This is a genomic window from Streptomyces sp. CA-250714, assembly GCF_050936705.1.
Taxonomy (GTDB): domain Bacteria; phylum Actinomycetota; class Actinomycetes; order Streptomycetales; family Streptomycetaceae; genus Streptomyces.
Window position 1 is genome coordinate 381,127 of the sequence record NZ_JBNJMI010000002.1, and the last position, 17,041, is coordinate 398,167.

Here is a 17,041-nt window from a genome sequence, read left to right on the forward strand (position 1 = left end):
GGGAGGCGCGGTCGCGCTCTCCTATTCGTGGAGTCCGGCCAGTCGGGAGCCGAAGCGGGCGATCAGCGAGGTCCGTTCGGCGCGGCGGGACTGCTCCCAGCCGTCGGCGACCTCGAAGAGCCGGTACATCGCGTGGACGCCGAGCCAGCGGACCGGTTCCGGCTCCCAGAGCCCTGAGTCGTGGTCGTTCCAGGGCAGTTCGGTGCGCATGGTCGTCCTGCCCTCGGCTCGGTCGAGGAGCGTGCGGGCCGCCAGCTGGGTGGCCGTCACCCCGTGCCCGGCATAGCCGCGGGCGACGCCGATGCGGGTGCCGGTATCGAAGTAGATCCCGGCGCACCAGTCGCGGGTGACGCCGATGACTCCGCGCCAGGCATGGGCGATCGGCATGTCGAGCCCGGGGAAGAGGACTTCGAGCTTGTGCCGCAGTTGTGCGACGGTCCGCTTGTCGACAGCGCCGCTGCCCGGCGTGCCGGAGTTGTAGGCGTACGGGGAGCCGCGTCCGCCGATCGCGATCCGGCCGTCGGCGGTGCGCTGGGCGTAGATGAAGGTGTGGGCGGCGTCGCTGAGGCACTCCCGGCCCTCCCAGCCGATGCGGGCCCAGGTCTCCTCCGACAGCTGCTCGGTGACGATGATCGACGAGTTCACCGGGATCACCTGGCGCGCGCCGAGGCCGGGCGCGTTCCCGGTGATCGTTCCCGAATAGGCTTCGAGGCAGGACAGGATCGTCGTGCCGCGCACCGGGCCGCGGTTCGTCACCACGGAACCCGCGCCGATGTGGCTGACCCGCGTGCCCTCGCAGATCCGCACGCCGCGGGCGGCGACGACCCGGGCGAGTCCGCGGGTGAGCAGTGCGGGATCGACCACGGTCGTGCGCTCGTAGAGGATGCCGCCGACCGCGCCTTCGACGTTGACGCGGGCCCGCGCCTCGGCGGCGGTGAGCAGCCGGACGTCGTCGGTCGAGTAACCGTATTTGAGGTCGCCCTGGTAGGTCGCGCGGATGCGTTCCATACCGGCCGGTGTCTGGGCGACCTTGAGGTTGCCGCCCTGTGTCTGATGTGCGTCGATTCCCTCGGTGTCGAGCACGGCCAGGGTGTCGTCGATCGTGGTGAACATGGCCTGCTGGAAGGTGCGGACAGCCTCGAGACCGTCGCCTCCAGCCGCGTCGACGGACTTGGCGTAGACGGCGCGGTTGCCAGGAATGAGAGTCGAGAGCCAGCCTCCGTTGCGCCCGCTCGCGCCGTAGCCCACCTCCTTGGCCTCGAGGACGCTGATCGCCCAGTCGGGGTGCTCCAGCGAGGCGTAGTAGGCCGCCCACAGTCCGGTGAGCCCGCCGCCGACGATGACGAGATCCTGACTCTCGACCGGCAGCGGGGCGGCCGGAGCGGCGCCCGGAGCGGCGCTCGCGGCCTGCGCGGCCGGGGTCTCCTCGGCAAGGTCCGGGTGGACGGAATCCTGCATCCAGTGCGAGATCTCACCATTGCGGTACGTGCTCATGACATGTTTCCTCGACGGTTGCGGACTCCCGGCGTCCCGGTCGTACAGGCGGCGGTGGCGCGGTCGGAGCCGTGCCGAACGCTTCGGTCGGTGCCGAGCCGGACGATTCGGTCGGTGCCGAGCCGGACGATGACGTCGTACTCGCCGGAGGCGTCGGCGCCTCGGCGGCAGGGACGATCAGTAGGTCGGAGGGGACATCGCCCACAGGACGCGGGCCTCGGCTGTGCCCGTGCTCTCGGCGACGCGATGCGGTTGGCTGCTGCGGTAGTGAATCGAGTCGAAGGTCGACAGGGTGTGGGTGTCGCCGTCGATCGTGACCTCGACATCGCCTTCGATGACGAGGAGGACCTCTTCGGAATCACCGTGGGTGTAGGGCTCGACGCCCGTCGATCCGCCCGGTTCGAAGTGGCCGAGGAGGAGTTCGAGGTGATCGAAGTGTGCTGGTGTCAGCTTGATCTTCGAGGCGCCCTCGCCGAACGCCACGCCCTTGGCGTCACGGAAACGCAGCACCGGCTGCGCCGAGGATTCGGTCTGGGCGAAGAGGTCACCGACATTGAGCCGGAGCACCGCGCAGATCCGCTGGAGGGTCGACACACTCGCGTTCGACCGGCCGCGTTCGATCGAGGAGAGATGCCCCTCGGTGACTTCGGCCCGGGCCGCAACGTCGCTGAGGGTCAACTGCAGCGCCCGTCGGCGACGGCGCAGGCGTTCACCCGGCGTCCGGGCCGAGGCAGTGTCTGTACTCACGGCGCAGAAGCTAACCGAGTTTGACTGCCGCCACAATAGTTTTGGCACCAGTACAGAAAACTTTACTGGCGGCATGGGGGACGCGCCCCGAAGGGGCGCGGGGAACTGCGCGACCAGCCATGGGGGTACCTCCCTGCTCGAAGAGCTCGGGGGAGGACCCGCAGCCCGCAAGCATCGGACAGTGGGACCCCTTCACCGAAACAATGCGATCTCCGCCTGAAAGGTCCGTGGCCCTACACGAAAGGCCGCCAGGTGCCCGGCGACCTCAATGGCCGGCAGCGGCGACGCAGTCCCCCGTTCACCCGGTGGCCGCCAACAGCGCCGCAGGCGTACCCAACGCAGCGGAGAACTGATCCGTGACGTGGGCCAGGGCCTCGGCCGAGCCCGGTGCGACGGTCAGCGTGCCGTCGTCGCCCACCGCAATGTCCTTGTCGAGTACGAACCAGCCGGGCGTGATGTGGGCCGGTCCCATGGAGCTCAGCACGGGGCGCAGCGCGTAGTCGATGGCCAGGACGTGCGCGGTGGTGCCGCCGGTGGCGAGGGGGAGGACGGTCTTGCCCGTCAGGGCGTACTGCGGGAGCAGGTCGAGCAGCGCTTTGAGCAGTCCCGAGTAGGCGGCCTTGTAGACCGGAGTGCCGACCACGACGCCGTCGGCCTGGTCGAACAGCGAGATCACCTCGGCGATTGCCGGGTGGCCGAAGTCGGCGTGCAGCAATGCCTCGGGCGGGAGAGTGCGTACGTCCAGCGAGACCACGTCGTGCCCCTGAGAGACGAGCCGGGCGTCGATGTCACGCAGGAGCCGGGCAGTACGGGAGGCGGCGGAGGGACTGCCGGACACGGACAGGACGGTGGCCATGCGGAGACCTTTCATGAGTATCCGGCGAGCTCGGGGGGCGTTCGCCGGTGGGGACATGTCGGCGGGGGATGAAGCAGCCGGAAACGCGCGGCGGCACTGGGAAGCCCTCGGCGATCGCGCGGAAAGCCCGCGGCAGCAGTGATTCCCGAAGAGCCACCGAAGCGGCAACGATCAGCAACCGGACCGGAATTCATGACCTATGGAACCGAGATGAGCGCTGTCCGCACGACGCGACGCGACGCGGCGCAAGCGCCGGCTGGTGGGAGCGCGGCCGGCAGACGGAGGGGGTGCGTCGAGAGGTTTCCCCGGCTGTGCTCAGCCCCGGCAGCGACAGAAGGCGCTGGAGACACGGGCGAGATCGACGTGGCGTCGCCGCGTGAGGTCCTGTCGCTTCATGCCCTTGATCCAACCAGTGGGATGTTCAGCCGGTCAAGAAAACCCGCAGGCGGTTTCATATCTCGGACGCGGCGTCTCAGCGCGGGAATTCCGCTCGTACCAGCCACCACCATCCGAGCAGGGCCCGCCCCGAGCAGGGCCGCCCCGCCTCCCCCGGCCGGTCCGGGGTCTCACCTGCGCCGGGGCATAATGGCGGCATGCGGATCTCGGCCAAGGCGGACTATGCGGTGCGCGCAGCACTCCAGCTTGCAGGGGCCACCGCAGGCGAACCGTTGAAGGCGGAAGCCATCGCCGAGGCGCAGGACATCCCGCACAAGTTCCTCGAGGGCATTCTCAACGACATGCGCCGCGGCGGGCTCGTCACCAGCCAGCGGGGCATCAACGGCGGCTACCGCCTGGCGAAACCGGCTGCGGACATCAGCATCGCCGACATCATCCGGGTCGTCGACGGGCCGCTGGTCTCGGTGCGCGGCGTACGTCCCCCGGAGCTGTCGTACAGCGGACCGGCCGAGTCGCTGCTGCCGCTGTGGATCGCGCTGCGGGTCAATGTCCGGCGGATTCTCGATGGCGTCTCCCTCGCGGACGTCGTCTCGGGCCGTCTCCCCAGCGAGGTGTCGCTGCTCACCGAGTCCCCGGCCGCCTGGACCAATCCGTAATCCTTCCGGCGTTCCGGCGTTCCGCCGTTCCGGCCGACGGTCCGTCATCCGAGACGGGCGCCACCACTCGCAGACTCATCGCCACCGCTTGCCCGAGGACTGGCCACTGAAGTCCGCATGATGGACAGGCACTTGTGGTGCCCACCTCTCTCCACCCAGTATTCCTATTACTCCGGTAGGAAACCTAGGGATCTGTGAGGTGGCTGTGCGCACGCTGGTACTGCTGGCCTTGGCCGGGCTCGGTGCCCAACTGGTGGACGGCAGCCTGGGCATGGCCTACGGCGTCACCTCCACCACTCTCCTACTGGCCGCGGGTACGAACCCGGCCGCGGCATCCGCCACCGTTCATCTCGCCGAGATCGGCACCACCCTGGCCTCGGGGGCCGCACACTGGCGCTTCGGCAACGTCGACTGGGGCGTGGTCGCCAAGATCGGCATCCCCGGCGCCCTCGGAGCCTTCGCCGGTGCCACCTTCCTGTCCAAACTGTCCACCGAGACAGCCGAACCGTTGATGTCCCTCCTGCTGCTGGCCCTCGGCCTGTACGTGCTGGGACGGTTCACTTTCCAGGGGCTGCCCACCGGCCACCTGGGCAAGCCGCTGCGCAAGCGGTTCCTGACCCCGCTGGGTCTGGTGGCCGGCTTCATGGACGCGACCGGCGGGGGCGGCTGGGGACCCGTGGGCACACCGGCGATTCTCGCCAGCGGCCGGATGGAGCCGCGTAAGGTCATCGGCTCGATCGACACCAGCGAAACGCTGGTCGCGGTCGCCGCCGGCCTCGGGTTCCTCTACGGACTCGGCTCTGAGGGCGTCAACGCGGGATGGGTGATCGCCCTGCTCATCGGCGGACTCGTCGCCGCACCCCTCGCCGCCTGGCTGGTGCGTCACGTACCGCCACGGGTACTCGGCTCCGCGGTGGGCGGCCTCATCGTCCTGACCAACGTCCGCACGCTGCTGCGCAGCGACTGGCTCTCCGCCGGGGACGCCGTCCAGTGGACCGTCTACGCGATCATCTACGCGGTGTGGGCAGCAGCGCTGGCCTACTCCGTACGGGAGCACCGCCGCACCCCGGCTCCGCAGCCGGAACCCGCCGTCGAGGCAGCACAGCCGTCGTCGGCCTGAGCCGCGGCCGCGCCGAACCGGTGACGATGACGATGACGGTGCCGCCCGTCGTCGGCCGGCTCCTCTGCCGTGTGTCCACCCCCCGTTTGTTTCTGGAGGCTCACGCGTGACATCGACTCCCTATCCGCCGCTCTGTTCCCCGGACCGCTTCGGGCGGATCGTCCAGCCGCTCGGACGCGTATCGGATCGCGACGCGCATAGCACGTGGCGTCGGCCGTGATCCTGGACGAGGAGGAACGGGCGGACAACCACGAGGCTGCCGCGGACCGTTGGGAACATTGGGAACATGTCGCCCGCGATCTGGCCGACGACCTCGCCGTCGACGCCCCCGAGCGCGACCGTGCAGGCAAGCCGCCTGTCGACGAAATGGCACGCCTACACGAGTCCGGCCTGCTCACCGCATTCGCCCCGGCGACGCCCACGGGTCGCGGCCTGGGATGGCCGTCGGCCTTCAGCATCGTCCGCCGGATCGCCGCCGCGGACAGCTCCATCGCCGAGCTGCTGGGCCGGCACTACGTCCTGTCCTGGTGCGGGCGCCTAATGCTGCCCACCGACCGCGGGCTTTCCCGGGATGCGCACGCGTTGCCGCAGGGCCGGCTGCTGGCCGGAGAGATCGGGCCAGGGGCGATCGCCGACCGGGCCGCGGACGACGCTTTGACCGTCACGGTTGACGACCGCGGCTACAGCCTCAACGGCCGCAGCGGCATGGTGCCGGGTGCCCTAGTGGCGGACCGCATCCTGCTGTCAGCCCGGCGTGCGGGTGCGGCAGAGTCGCGACTGGTGATGCTGATCGATCCGTCCGACACCGGGATCACCATCGACCCCGTGGACCACTTGCTCGGCCAGCGGCTCACAGGTGCCGGCATGCTCACCTTCGATCACCTGCATGTCAGCGCCGACCAAGTGCTCGACTCCATTACGGCGGACGAGCACCTGACTCCGCCGATCACGACCCTTGTTCCCCTCGCGCTCCGGATGATGACCGCCCACGTGGTGCTCGGCATCGCCGAAGGGGCCCTGGCCGAGGCGCGCGACGCCACCTTGATCACGTCCCACGCACGAGCGTCATCGCGCCGGCGGCACGACCCCGATCCCCTCGCGACGAGCCCGGATCCCGACCTCCTACAGGCCTACGGCGAACTCGCGGCAGCGGCCCATGTGGCGGCAACAGTCGTGGAACACGCCACACACGCCCTGGCGGAAGGCGTCCGGCAAGGCAAGGAACTAGACGCCGAGCAGTGCTCCCGTATCGCCATGTCCGTGACCACAGCAGAGGCCACCGCCGGCGAGTCCGCACTGCGTATCACCGCACGCGTTCTGGAACTCGTGGACGCGGCGGACATGGACCGGTTCTGGCGCAACACCAGGACCCTCACGACACGCCGCTCACCAGCCCCCCGACTGCGCGCCATCGGCGAACACTTCCTCTACGCAGCACGCCCATAGCGGGCATCGGACACCTCGCGGGCCGACTGACTGGTCGGTATTCGCGGACGGCGACGCGAGGGGTCGGCAAATGCGCCGACGGCATGTCAGAACTGAGTCCCGGCCGCCGTAGTCCCTTTCGACCATGAGCAGAACCGCCAACGCACTCCGATGAGTTCTGCTCGGCGCCTCATGGCCGGCAGCAGCAGGTGTTCGCGTTCGTGTTCTGCTCCCTCGACGGCTATCACGAGGGGCCCGGTGGGGAATTGGACTGGGGCCTCTACGACGATGAGTTCTTCGACTGGAACCTGCGCCAGATCCGCGAGGTGGGTGCCCTGCTGCTGGGCCGGCGCACCTACGAACACTTCGCCGAAGTCTGAACCTCACCCGCCACCGCGGAGCGGTTGCCCGAAGTCACGGCCTTCATGAACGCCGTGCCCAAGACAGTGGTGACGAGCAGCGGCCCGGTGACCCCCTGGGAGGGCACCCGCGTTACCGAGGGCAGCGATCTGGACGCGGAGATTGCTCGGCTCCGGGCCGAATCCCCCGGTGGTATCGCGAACTTCGGGAGTTCGGGTCTCACCGTCACACTGCTGGAGCGGGGCTGGTCACTTCGCCTCGGCTCGACCTGGACCTGGGTGACGATCCTGGCCAGGTCCACTCCGGGCGGCCGCACCGTATGCCGTCCATCAGCCGGCGCCGTGTCCCCACCGGCGGACGGCCGCGACCGGCAAGCGGCTATCGATTTCACCTGACAACAGGACTCGGCTGACAACAGGACTCGGCGCCCCGGGATGTCCGGTCCGGCATCGGCTGCCTCCGCAGCGCCCTCTTAGCCTCTGCAGCAACTGGACGACGAAAGTGCGCAATACCAGGGTAAATACCCCGAGGTGCAATGCCTTCCATAAATGCTCGTCTTACGGACCCAGCGGCTATCATCTGTCGTTGGCCTCATACGGCTTTGATCGTGAGCTAGGAGAATTGAATTGCACAGCAAGCGAATAGTTCAGGGCGGAATGTCCGCACTGGTCATGGGGGCGTTCGCGGTGGCCATGGTGCCGGGCTCGGCCCAGGCGGTGAACTGGGACCACGGGCCGCTGTACGACCGCGGCAAGCACGCGGCTGCCTACTTCGAGGAGAACGGCGACCACATCAAGGTCTGTGACACCAGGAGTGACGGCAAGAAGGCGTGGGTGAACGTCTCCGACTACACGACCGAAGACTTCCTGTACAGCCTCACCGACAAGACGAACGACGGTAAGTGCAGTTACCGGGACGCGTCGGACGGCGGCCGGTACAACCTTCCGGAGAACCACAAAATCAGAATCGTGGTCTCGCACGAGCCCTCGGACAACTCGGGCGCCGCGGAATACCAGTACCTCAACGACCACTGATCTCCACACTCGTGACGGGCCATCAGCGCAGCTGATGGCCCGTTCCCGTCTCCCGTTGCTGTGCAGGCACGGGCCGTTTCCGGCATTGGAGAAGCCGCGTATGCGGGACGGTTGGCCCGAGCGCCTGCGCGCGGACAAGGCATAGGCCTCACGGAAGAACCCCGCCTACCTGCGGCAACGCGGGATCCGCAGCAGCATCCCGAACAAGGCCGATCACGTCCGCAACCGCAAAAAGCGCGGCTCTCGAGGCGGCCGACGATCGCAATTCGACAAGACCGACTACCGCGAGCACCACGCAGTCGAGCGCGGGATCAATCGTCTCGAGCGGCACCGGGCCGTGGCCATGATGTACGACAAGCTCACGGCCCGCTATGAGGCGACCGTCATCGTCGCGGCGATCAATGCGCGGCTGTGACTGCCTGCGACCCCACCGGGATGGCGAACTCCAACTCCGGGCGTTCCCAGGCAACCTTGGGCGGCGATGGAGCAATTGTCCCGACGCGCTTTGCTCCCATACGCCGGTAGAACTTCTCTGCCGGCGGATGGGCCACCACGCGCACGTTCGTCAGCCCGGCCTCCCCGGCCTGACCGACCATGTGTCCGATCAGCTGCCGACCGATGCCCAGCCCCTGCGCGTCATCCGCGACGAATGCCAAGTCCAACTCCGGCGGCTCCAGCACGAGAGAGTAGAAGCCCAGTATCTGATCGGATGCGCCGACGGCCACGAACACCCGATGCCGGGCGAGGTAGTCCGCTGTGACCCGGTATCCCGAGATGATCGAGGCGTACCGCCCCTGATAGGCACTGGACTGCTGGATCAGCGAGGTAAGGCGCTGCGCATCCCGCGCGACGGCACGCCTGATCGTCGTGGACTGCATCCGCCAGAGTATAGGGGCGCATACGCCCACGACCATTACATCGTCGACTCAAGAGCCACGTCCGATACACGCCCCAGTGCTGTGACGGGGGGGGAACGTTTGCCGCGTTGCTCGTCCGCCGGAACCGCCCCAGCCATCGCATGTCTGGTGCAGGCGGACGACTCGGACTTCGTCGCCGCGACGGCCACCACCGGCCCGCCGCGGAATCTCAGTCCAGCGTACGAAGACCTGGAAGGAGTCCCCGGATCCGACCTTCGATGCCGAGCTCGCCCGCATCGATTACGCGATCAACGAGCGGGTCCGGACGCAGTTTCGGTCCTCCGGTTCCGCCGGGTCTCGATCAACTACACCGACTGGGGTGAGGCGCCCGGGGCAGGTAGCGCAGGAACGGGATCGCGGCGCCCTCGTCGCCCAGCAACGTCGCCCATTCGGCGAACTCGGGTCGCCCGGCCGGAGCACCGATGTTCGGTGAGCGCGCCGAGAGCCGCTGACAAGCAGAGGAACAGCAGGCCGAGAGCGTCGGCCCGGCCGGCGGCGGCGCGAGCGACGACCCTCTGAAACCCCCGCCAGGACTGCCACGCCCAGGCGAGCCAATTCGTCCACGGCTGCCGCGGCCCTGTGCGGATCAGCCGCGGTGTGTCTCGGCCGGCCCTCTCCGTGGTTCCGGTAAGGGGGTGCCCCTGTCCGACGCTCGCGGGCGGCGGCTGTGTTGTGGCTTGTCGCGCAGTTCCCCGCGCCCCCTTCGGGGCGGCGATCACGTGCGGAGCCGGGTGACCAGGGACAGGAACTGCTCCGGGCGTTGCCGCTGCTGCTCGGGTGAACGGTCGGCGTCGGGAGAGTGGGACCCGAGAGCGAGGGGGGCGGAGGAGCCGAGGTCAGGGAATCGCTGCCTCGCATGCGCCAACGTTTCCCGAGCGAGGAGTGTCCTGTGGACGAGCCACAACAGAACGGCGAGGAGACCGCCCAGCTGCCGTCGGACGACGTCGTAGCGGTGCTGCTGAGCCAGCATGCCCGGATCCGCGAACTGTTCGACGCGGTGCGCAACGGCCCCGCCGACGAGCGCGAGCGCAGCTTCCTGGAGCTCCGCGCCCTGCTGGCGGTCCATGAGACGGCGGAGGAGATGATCGTCCGCCCCACCGTCAAAAAGATCGGCGGCGAACAGGAGGCCACCACCCGCAACGAGGAGGAGAAGGAAGCCAATAAAGTCCTCGCCGAGCTGGAGAAGCTCGAGTTCGGCAGCGAGCGGTTCGCCTCGATGTTCGCCGACTTCGAGCGGTCGGTGAACGAGCACGCGGAACGGGAGGAACGCGAGGAGTTCCCCCCGCTGACCCGCCTGTGCACCCAGGAAGAACTGCAGAGGATGGGCCGGCGTCTCCAGGCCGTGGAGAGAGCCGCACCGACCCGGCCGCACCCCTCCACCGCCGGTTCGACAGCAGCCCAGTGGACTCTCGGCCCCTTCGCCGCCCTACTCGACCGCGTACGTGACACGGTCACTTCGACCTCCATCCGCTGAAACCGACGGCCCGGCGGGCAGGGGCCGTCGCCCGGTTGGCGTCCGGGCAGCTGCCGTTCGTCCGCCTCCCGCCGTAACGGCAGTGACGCCGGGGACGTTCTGCCCGCCCCTGCTGGCTTGCCCGGCCATTTGTCGCTGAGTGCGCTACCCACTTGGTCGCTTGTCACCTGTGGTCGAAGATTCTTTCTGTCCGCAGGCGCCGGACGGACACGGCGTGGCCGAGCAATGAGATGGGCTTGAGCATGAGCAGGGGGAAGCGGCTTGCCGAGGAGATCCTGATCGTCGGTGCCGGTGCAGTGGGGGCGTCGGTCGCGTACCACCTCACCCGGTTGGGGCACGCCCGGGTGACGGTGCCGACCCAGGACAGCGTCGCCGCCTACCGAGGGCTCTCGGAGAGCGAGCCCGACAGGCCGGGGGCGAGGCGCAGGTGCTCGATGCCGCCGAGGCACTCGCCCTGTCCCCCGAACTCGTCGATGCCGACCAGGCGCTGGGCACGGCGCACTGCTCATCCCGTCGGACGGCGCAGCAGAGCCGGACGCCCCAGCGCCATATCCCCGTACAGGCCAGGCGCAGGCCGACTCCCCGTCCGCCGGAAACCACCAGGCACGACGATCGCCCGAGGAGGGCATGTGGAAGAGCAGGCCGAGCTGGAACAGGCCAGCCCCGAAATCCAGGCGCGCATTCAGAAGAGTTTCGACCGGCAAGGGCTGATGGACCATCTCGGTGCCCGCATAGCCCACATAGGACCGGGACGCGTACACATCGTCCTGCCCAGCCGTCCCGAAGTGACCCAGCAGGACGGCTACTTCCACGCCGGTGCCACCAGCGCCATCGCGGACAGTGCGGGAGGCTACGCGGCCTTCACGCTTTTCCCCGAGGACACCTCGGTGCTGACGGTGGAGTACAAGGTCAACCTTCTCTCGCCCGCGGTCGGCGATCATCTCAAGGCTGTGGGAACGGTCCTGAAATCCGGTCGGACGCTGACCGTATGCCGGCTGGAGGTGTTCGGCGTTCAGGACGGCCGGAGCAAGCTCGTCGCGACCGGCCAGCAGACCTTGATCTGCCTGGGGTGAAGTGCTCCAACCCCAGACATTGCACCACAAGCTTAGCCAACACGGGTGAAACGCGGCTCTCGTACGAGTGACCGCCGCCCCCTTCCGTCCCGATCCCATCGAGCATGGCCAGAGAAGGTACGACCGGGATGGCGGGAGGCGTGCACGAATGCTCCTTCGAGCCCCGCCCATGGTCCGTGTCCGGCCGCTCATGGCCCGTATTCGCTTGTCGGCCCGCTTGCGCGCGGCCACCGCGACCCTGGCGGCTGTACTCGCGCTGCTGCTCACCTTGTTCTCTCTCGGCTCCGACGTTGCCGCCGAGGAGCAGGAATGCGTCAACGGCCGGGCCACCCTCGCGGCCCCCGCCGCAATTCCTTGTCCCCAAGTGGCCGTGGACGCTCCGACCCGGGACCAGCATCCGGGTCACGACCCCTCCTCCGCCCAAGTGTGCCCCGTGGCGACGGCCGCCCACCGGTCGCTGTGCCACACTCCCCTGCCTGCGGTCGACTCCCCGGTCATGAACGGTTCGCCGCCCCGCGCGGCCGCTCCCACAGACCCGGCTCCCGGCACCGCTGTCGACTGTCACCCACGGGTGGCCCAACGGCAGATCCTGCGCTGCTGACAGGGCCCGCCTGCCCGGAAACACGCGTCTACCGCGTCTCCGGGCGGCTCCGCCCAGGTTCCTCACATCTGCCGCAGGAGAACCATGCCTAACGATCCCTTCCGGGCGATCGCCGCGCTGGCGCGCGCCGAAGCCGCCCGCACCACAGCCCCTGCCCCGCCCGAACCTCGTACACCCGAAGAGCCGACCGAACCCGAACCGGGCACACCCGAGGACCGGCGCAGCGTCTGGCGCGAGATCGCCCGCCGACTCCGCCACCCCAGGTCCGCCTGACGCCCCCCGTGCCGGCCGGGCCACCGGTCTCGGCCGGCACGGGCGACAGGCCGGAGGCGGAAATCGATCCGATTCGGAGATCAATCCGTAGTCGGAAATCGATCCGAACCGTTCGGAACAGTCCGGACCGTCCGACCTTCCAGCGCGCGGGCGCCGCGAGTTCCCCGTTCCACTCGGCCGTCGCGGCGAGTCCCTCACCCAGCGGCCCAGTCAGCGTTCGCGCCGCAGAGGATCAGGCACGGCAGGTCTCCGGGGACCCGGCCGGTCAGCCAGGCGGCGAACGGGGCGGCGGCAGCCGGTTCGACGGCGATCCGGCACTCCTCCCACAGCCGGTCGCGGGCCCGCAGTATCTCCTCGTCGGTGACCAGCACGGGCGAGACGTCGTGTGCGGACAGGACGGCGAATGGGACCTCACCGACCCGGCTCGCGCCTGTCGCGGAGGCGGCGACGGAGTTCACTGCCGAGTCCACCGGCTTGCTCGCAGCGAGGGCGTCGTGCAGGCAGCGGCAGTGCTCCGGTTCGACGGCGACGATGCGACGCTCACCGATCGTGAGTGCCGTACCGGCCGCCAGCCCGCCGCCACCGACAGTCGCCGCGATGGCGTCGACTTCGGGTGCGTCGGCCACGATTTCAGCCGCCACCGTTCCCTGCCCCGCCACAACGGCTGGATCGTCATAGGGGTGCAGGAACCGGTGTCCGGGCCGCGTCGCGACAACCGATGCTTCCGAGGCAGCCTCGGCGAAGGTGGCACCGTACCGGACAAGCCGTGCACCGGCGGCCTCGATACGGCGGGCCTTCGCCGCCGGAACCGTCTCGGGTACATAGATCGTCGCGGTCACTCCCAGCAGTGACGCGGCCGTTGCGACGGCCAGACCGTGGTTGCCGCCGGACGCGGCCACGATGTGGTTGTCCAGCGGACCGGAGAGCATCGCGTTGAGCGCGCCGCGCAGTTTGAACGAGCCGCTGCGCTGGAGGTACTCCAGCTTCAGCAGGACACGGCGATTGTCGAGCTCCAGATCGAGCAGCGGGGTACGGCGGGCGTGCGGACGGATTCTCTCGGCAGCCGCACGGACATCGGCCACCGAGGGCAGCGGGGGGAAGCTCTTCATGGCGTCCATGCTTCGCCTGCCAGCCCATTAGCACAAGCAACGATCAATAAGCTCCCGTTAGCGCAGCTTACGATGACTCCATGGTGCGAGAGCTGGACATCAACCGGCTGCGGGTCCTGGTGGAGGTGGCACACGCCAAGTCGATCGCCGAGGCCGCACGCAATCTGGCATTCACGCCCTCCGCGCTCTCACAGCAGATCTCCAAACTGGAGACGGAGCTCGGTGCCCGACTGCTGGAGCGTCGCCCGAGCGGTGTCACGCTGACGCAGGTCGGCACGGTCCTGGCGGAGCACGGGGAGCGCGTGCTCGGCGAGCTCCGGGAAGCCCGCGCGGCAGTCGACGCCGCGATGGGGGTCCAGCCGCAGCGTCTGAGCCTGGGCTCCTTCGCCACCGCAGCGCAAGTGCTCGTGCCGGCCGCGCTGGCGGCGCTGCAACGCCGACATCCTCGGGCCGAACTGTCGCTCGTCGACATGGAACCGCCCGAGGGATATGGCCTGGTGACATCGGGCGACCTCGACATGCTGATCACCCACCGCTACCCCGGCGTCGGACCGACACCCCACCCCGGTCTCGTCCGGCAGCCGCTGCTCGACGATCCGCTTCGACTGGTCCTGCCCGCCGACCACCGGCTCGCCGGCGGCGCGGGACGTCGCAGCATCAGCCTCAGCCGGCTCGGGAAGGAGACGTGGATCTCCGGCGCACCAGGCATTCCGAACAGGACGTGTCTGGACACTCTCGCCCGCAAGACCGGTATCGCGCCGCACGTCGCCTACGAGTCCGCCGACTACCACGTCACCCTGGCGCTCGTCGGCGCCGGTATGGGAATCGCGCTCGTTCCCGCGAGCATGCTCACCACTGCCGACCGCTCCCGCATCTCGGTCCACAGTCTCCGCGGGCCCGCCCCGGCCCGTGAGATCAGCATCGTGCACCGTCGGCGACCGACTGCGCTTGTGCAGGAACTCACGGCCTTCCTGCACACCGCCGCGGACGCCATCAGCCACGACTCGCCGCCCGAACAGCTGTGAGCCGTACGGGACTTCACCGGTCGGGATGCAGCTGGCCTCGCTGCTGTCACGGGGCGCTCTAGGCTGGCCGTATGTGGAGAGAAATCGCAGGCCAGGCTTTCCCTGAGGCCGAGTTCGGGGCACCGGCCGACGCCGCGCGGGTGACTGCCGCGGAGCACCGGCTGGGCTGCTCGCTGCCGCCGGAGCTCGGGAGTCTGTTGCGGGAGACCGACGGCATCGTGGGGCGCTACGGAGTGGAGACGGTCTGGCCACTGGAGCGGATCGTCGAGGACAACCTCCGCTTCTGGTCGGACAGCTCGTTTGCCGAGCTGTACATGCCGTTCGAAGCGCTTCTCTTCTTCGGTGACAACGGCGGCGGCGATCAGTTCGCCTTCGTCCGGAGGCCCCCGCGAGCCGACATCTTCGTATGGGAGCACGAGGACGACAGCCGCCGTTGGGCCGCCCCCGACCTCCAGACCTACCTCCGCCGGTCCCTCGCGGCCGAGGGGGACGACTGGTTTCGGTAGGCTCCAGCTCGGGCTGGGGCCACAGTGAGGAGTCCGGGGGCGGCTCGCCTGTCCTACGTCGACTTCCGGTAGGCCCGGAATGCCCGTGTGGCCAGGAGGCCCATCACAAGGGCTGCCACCGCGAGCAGTCCCAGGTGCGCCCAGACGGTGCTCCAGTCGGTACGGGCGAGCATCGCCTGGCGAGCCGCGACGACCGCCCATTCCACGGGGTTGTACCCGGCAACGTTCCCGACCCAGCCCGGCGCGAGGTGAAGGTCCATCACGGCGGAGCTCAGAAACATCAGCGGCAGCGTCGTGAACTGGGAGATCGCGATCAGCGTGGCCTGCTGACGGGTCAGCAGGGCGACGGCGTTGGACAGTGCCGAGAAGGTCAGCGTCAGCAGCACCGCGGCCAGGACGGTGACACCGACACCGGGGACGCCACCAGGGAAGCGGGCGCCGGCGCTCAGCGCGATGACCACGATGATCAGACTCTGGACGATGGTCTGGATCGCCTGGTGGACCATGGTCGCGCACATCATGGCGCCTCGGCTGGCCGGAGAGGTGAGCAGCCGGTCCATCACCCCGCGGTCGATGTCCTGCAAGTAAGTCGTCCCTGCCCACGCGCTGGCGAACAGGGCGGTCATCATCACCACGCCCGGGGTGAGGAACTGGAGGAACCCGCTGCTGCCGTACGCGAATCCGGGCAGGTTCACGACCGAGCGGAAGAGCTGCCCGAACAACAGCAGCCAGATCACCGGCTGCACGAGTCCGATGACGAGGAAGGTGGGCATCCGCCACAGGGCGCGCAGCAGGCGGCCGGTGAGGAACGCGGAGTGTGCGATCACGGTCGTCGGACGCGTGCGGACGGGGTTCATGTGTGCTGTCGTCACTTCGCCGCCTCCAGAGCCTTCGGGTCCTGGTCGCCTGCGGCTTCGAGGCTGTGGCCGGTGTGCCGGAGGTAGACGTCGTCGAGTGAGGGGCGGGCAAGCGTCGCCGAGGTCACGGCGATTCCCGCCTCGTCGAGTACGGCCAGCACGGGCGGCAGTGCCCGGGCGCCGTCGTCGGTACGGCCACGGACCGTGCACCCGTCCATGGTGATCTCGCGTAGCTCCGGCACCCGTTGCAGTACCGCTTGTGCTCTGCTGTCCGTCTCGGCGAGCTCGACGTGCACCGCGTCGCCGCGCAGGTCGCTCTTGAGTCCCTCCGGAGTGCCCGTAGCGACAACTGTCCCGTGGTCGACGATCGCGAGCCGGTCGGCGAGGTGATCGGCCTCATCGAGATAGTGCGTGGTGAGCAGCACCGTCATCTGCTCGTCACCGGCCATCCTGGCGATCTCATCCCACATCTCGCTACGCGCCTGGGGGTCGAGACCGGTCGTCGGCTCATCGAGGAAGAGCACCTGCGGACGGTGCATCAGCCCCAGCGCGACGTCCAACTTGCGGGCCATGCCACCGGAGTACGTGCTCACCCGCCGGTCCGCAGCGTCGGCCAGGCCGAACCTGTCGATGAGCTCGCGGGCCCGCGCCTTGGCATCCCGGCGGGACATCCCATGGATGCGTCCCGCGAGCAGCAGATTCTCGGTCGCTGTTCCCATCGGGTCCGTGCTGGGCTTCTGGGCCACGAACCCGATGGCCCGGCGCACCCGGTCCGGCTTCGCCGCGACGTCGATACCGGCGACGCGTGCCGACCCCGAGTCGGCGACCGACAGTGTGGAGAGAATCTTCACCGTGGTCGACTTGCCAGCCCCGTTCGGGCCGAGCAGCCCGAAGACGGTCCCCTTCGCGGCGGAGAAGCTCAGCCCCCGCAACGCTGTGACCGGGGATTTGTTCCTGCCCGCCGAGTAGGTCTTGATCAGATCAACGGCTTCCAACGCCGTTTCCGTTCGCTCAACCGCAGCCATCGCCGCACACCCTTGTCAGAATCCGGTGTGACTCCCACCTTCCTGGTGTCACCGGACACAAGGAGGCTTGATGGCGAGGGCGAGAACCCTACG

Annotated in this window: 20 protein-coding genes and 1 pseudogene; 11 read left to right on the forward strand and 10 right to left on the reverse strand. The window is 68.8% G+C overall.

What is annotated here, in order from left to right; all coding sequences use genetic code 11:
• Positions 1-21 precede the first annotated feature (21 nt).
• From ACQEU8_RS20565 to ACQEU8_RS20580, 4 genes are all read right to left on the reverse strand, one after another.
• Positions 22-1,494, reverse strand: coding sequence for an NAD(P)/FAD-dependent oxidoreductase (locus ACQEU8_RS20565; protein ID WP_433103139.1), 1,473 nt, complete (start codon positions 1,492-1,494; stop codon positions 22-24).
• A gap of 177 nt (positions 1,495-1,671) precedes the next feature.
• Complete coding sequence (locus ACQEU8_RS20570) at positions 1,672-2,241, reverse strand: helix-turn-helix domain-containing protein (protein WP_433103141.1); 570 nt, start codon at positions 2,239-2,241, stop codon at positions 1,672-1,674.
• 298 nt (positions 2,242-2,539) lie between these two features.
• The gene (gene ssuE, locus ACQEU8_RS20575; protein WP_433103143.1) at positions 2,540-3,097 is read right to left on the reverse strand and encodes an NADPH-dependent FMN reductase; all 558 of its coding nucleotides are present in this window, start codon (positions 3,095-3,097) and stop codon (positions 2,540-2,542) included.
• A gap of 315 nt (positions 3,098-3,412) precedes the next feature.
• Positions 3,413-3,493 carry a putative leader peptide gene (locus tag ACQEU8_RS20580; protein WP_425088005.1) on the reverse strand — a complete coding sequence of 27 codons (81 nt, stop codon included), beginning with the start codon at positions 3,491-3,493 and terminating at the stop codon, positions 3,413-3,415.
• A gap of 197 nt (positions 3,494-3,690) precedes the next feature.
• On the opposite strand from ACQEU8_RS20580, the gene ACQEU8_RS20585 reads away from it, so the two are divergent.
• The 6 genes from ACQEU8_RS20585 to ACQEU8_RS20610 all read left to right on the forward strand — a co-directional run bounded on the left by ACQEU8_RS20585 (position 3,691) and on the right by ACQEU8_RS20610 (position 8,088).
• Positions 3,691-4,149: an RrF2 family transcriptional regulator gene (locus ACQEU8_RS20585; RefSeq protein WP_433103145.1), complete on the forward strand. Its 459-nt coding sequence runs from the start codon at positions 3,691-3,693 to the stop codon at positions 4,147-4,149.
• Between the two features lie 199 nt (positions 4,150-4,348).
• Positions 4,349-5,269, forward strand: a complete 921-nt coding sequence (locus tag ACQEU8_RS20590) for a sulfite exporter TauE/SafE family protein (RefSeq protein ID WP_433103147.1) — start codon at positions 4,349-4,351, stop codon at positions 5,267-5,269.
• 216 nt (positions 5,270-5,485) lie between these two features.
• Positions 5,486-6,715: an acyl-CoA dehydrogenase gene (locus tag ACQEU8_RS20595; RefSeq protein WP_433103149.1), complete on the forward strand. Its 1,230-nt coding sequence runs from the start codon at positions 5,486-5,488 to the stop codon at positions 6,713-6,715.
• Between the two features lie 188 nt (positions 6,716-6,903).
• Complete coding sequence (locus ACQEU8_RS20600) at positions 6,904-7,074, forward strand: dihydrofolate reductase family protein (protein ID WP_433103151.1); 171 nt, start codon at positions 6,904-6,906, stop codon at positions 7,072-7,074.
• Positions 7,075-7,098: 24 nt separating this feature from the next.
• Positions 7,099-7,449, forward strand: coding sequence for a hypothetical protein (locus ACQEU8_RS20605; protein ID WP_433103153.1), 351 nt, complete (start codon positions 7,099-7,101; stop codon positions 7,447-7,449).
• 261 nt (positions 7,450-7,710) lie between these two features.
• Positions 7,711-8,088, forward strand: a complete 378-nt coding sequence (locus ACQEU8_RS20610) for a hypothetical protein (protein ID WP_433103155.1) — start codon at positions 7,711-7,713, stop codon at positions 8,086-8,088.
• Between the two features lie 398 nt (positions 8,089-8,486).
• Here the strand turns inward: ACQEU8_RS20610 and ACQEU8_RS20615 are convergent, their stop codons facing one another.
• Positions 8,487-8,966: a GNAT family N-acetyltransferase gene (locus ACQEU8_RS20615; protein ID WP_433103157.1), complete on the reverse strand. Its 480-nt coding sequence runs from the start codon at positions 8,964-8,966 to the stop codon at positions 8,487-8,489.
• Positions 8,967-9,321: 355 nt separating this feature from the next.
• Positions 9,322-9,620: pseudogene (locus ACQEU8_RS20620) on the reverse strand (hypothetical protein); the annotation flags it as partial.
• Between the two features lie 274 nt (positions 9,621-9,894).
• Between ACQEU8_RS20620 and ACQEU8_RS20625 the strand changes: the two are divergent.
• Positions 9,895-10,479, forward strand: a complete 585-nt coding sequence (locus ACQEU8_RS20625; protein WP_433103159.1) for a hemerythrin domain-containing protein — start codon at positions 9,895-9,897, stop codon at positions 10,477-10,479.
• Positions 10,480-10,855: 376 nt separating this feature from the next.
• Here ACQEU8_RS20625 and ACQEU8_RS20630 read toward each other — a convergent pair whose 3' ends face one another.
• Positions 10,856-10,981 (reverse strand): hypothetical protein, encoded by a 126-nt coding sequence (locus tag ACQEU8_RS20630; protein WP_433103161.1) that lies wholly within the window; start codon positions 10,979-10,981, stop codon positions 10,856-10,858.
• A gap of 208 nt (positions 10,982-11,189) precedes the next feature.
• On the opposite strand from ACQEU8_RS20630, the gene ACQEU8_RS20635 reads away from it, so the two are divergent.
• Together ACQEU8_RS20635 and ACQEU8_RS20640 are read left to right on the forward strand one after the other, a co-directional pair.
• Positions 11,190-11,552 carry a PaaI family thioesterase gene (locus ACQEU8_RS20635; protein ID WP_433108609.1) on the forward strand — a complete coding sequence of 121 codons (363 nt, stop codon included), beginning with the start codon at positions 11,190-11,192 and terminating at the stop codon, positions 11,550-11,552.
• A gap of 685 nt (positions 11,553-12,237) precedes the next feature.
• Positions 12,238-12,426 (forward strand): hypothetical protein, encoded by a 189-nt coding sequence (locus tag ACQEU8_RS20640; RefSeq protein WP_433103163.1) that lies wholly within the window; start codon positions 12,238-12,240, stop codon positions 12,424-12,426.
• A 194-nt stretch (positions 12,427-12,620) separates the two neighbouring features.
• Here the strand turns inward: ACQEU8_RS20640 and ACQEU8_RS20645 are convergent, their stop codons facing one another.
• Positions 12,621-13,535: a serine/threonine dehydratase gene (locus ACQEU8_RS20645; protein WP_433103165.1), complete on the reverse strand. Its 915-nt coding sequence runs from the start codon at positions 13,533-13,535 to the stop codon at positions 12,621-12,623.
• Between the two features lie 80 nt (positions 13,536-13,615).
• Here ACQEU8_RS20645 and ACQEU8_RS20650 point away from each other — a divergent pair, with 80 nt between their 5' ends.
• Positions 13,616-14,560, forward strand: a complete 945-nt coding sequence (locus ACQEU8_RS20650; protein WP_433103167.1) for a LysR substrate-binding domain-containing protein — start codon at positions 13,616-13,618, stop codon at positions 14,558-14,560.
• Positions 14,561-14,631: 71 nt separating this feature from the next.
• Entirely contained in the window at positions 14,632-15,066 is a 435-nt protein-coding gene (locus ACQEU8_RS20655) for an SMI1/KNR4 family protein (RefSeq protein ID WP_433103169.1), read from the forward strand.
• 53 nt (positions 15,067-15,119) lie between these two features.
• On the opposite strand, the gene ACQEU8_RS20660 is transcribed toward ACQEU8_RS20655, so the two are convergent.
• Together ACQEU8_RS20660 and ACQEU8_RS20665 are read right to left on the reverse strand one after the other, a co-directional pair.
• Complete coding sequence (locus ACQEU8_RS20660) at positions 15,120-15,938, reverse strand: ABC transporter permease (protein ID WP_433103171.1); 819 nt, start codon at positions 15,936-15,938, stop codon at positions 15,120-15,122.
• Positions 15,935-16,948, reverse strand: coding sequence for an ATP-binding cassette domain-containing protein (locus ACQEU8_RS20665; protein ID WP_433103173.1), 1,014 nt, complete (start codon positions 16,946-16,948; stop codon positions 15,935-15,937). Before ACQEU8_RS20665 ends, ACQEU8_RS20660 begins: the two co-directional genes overlap by 4 nt.
• Positions 16,949-17,041 lie beyond the last annotated feature (93 nt).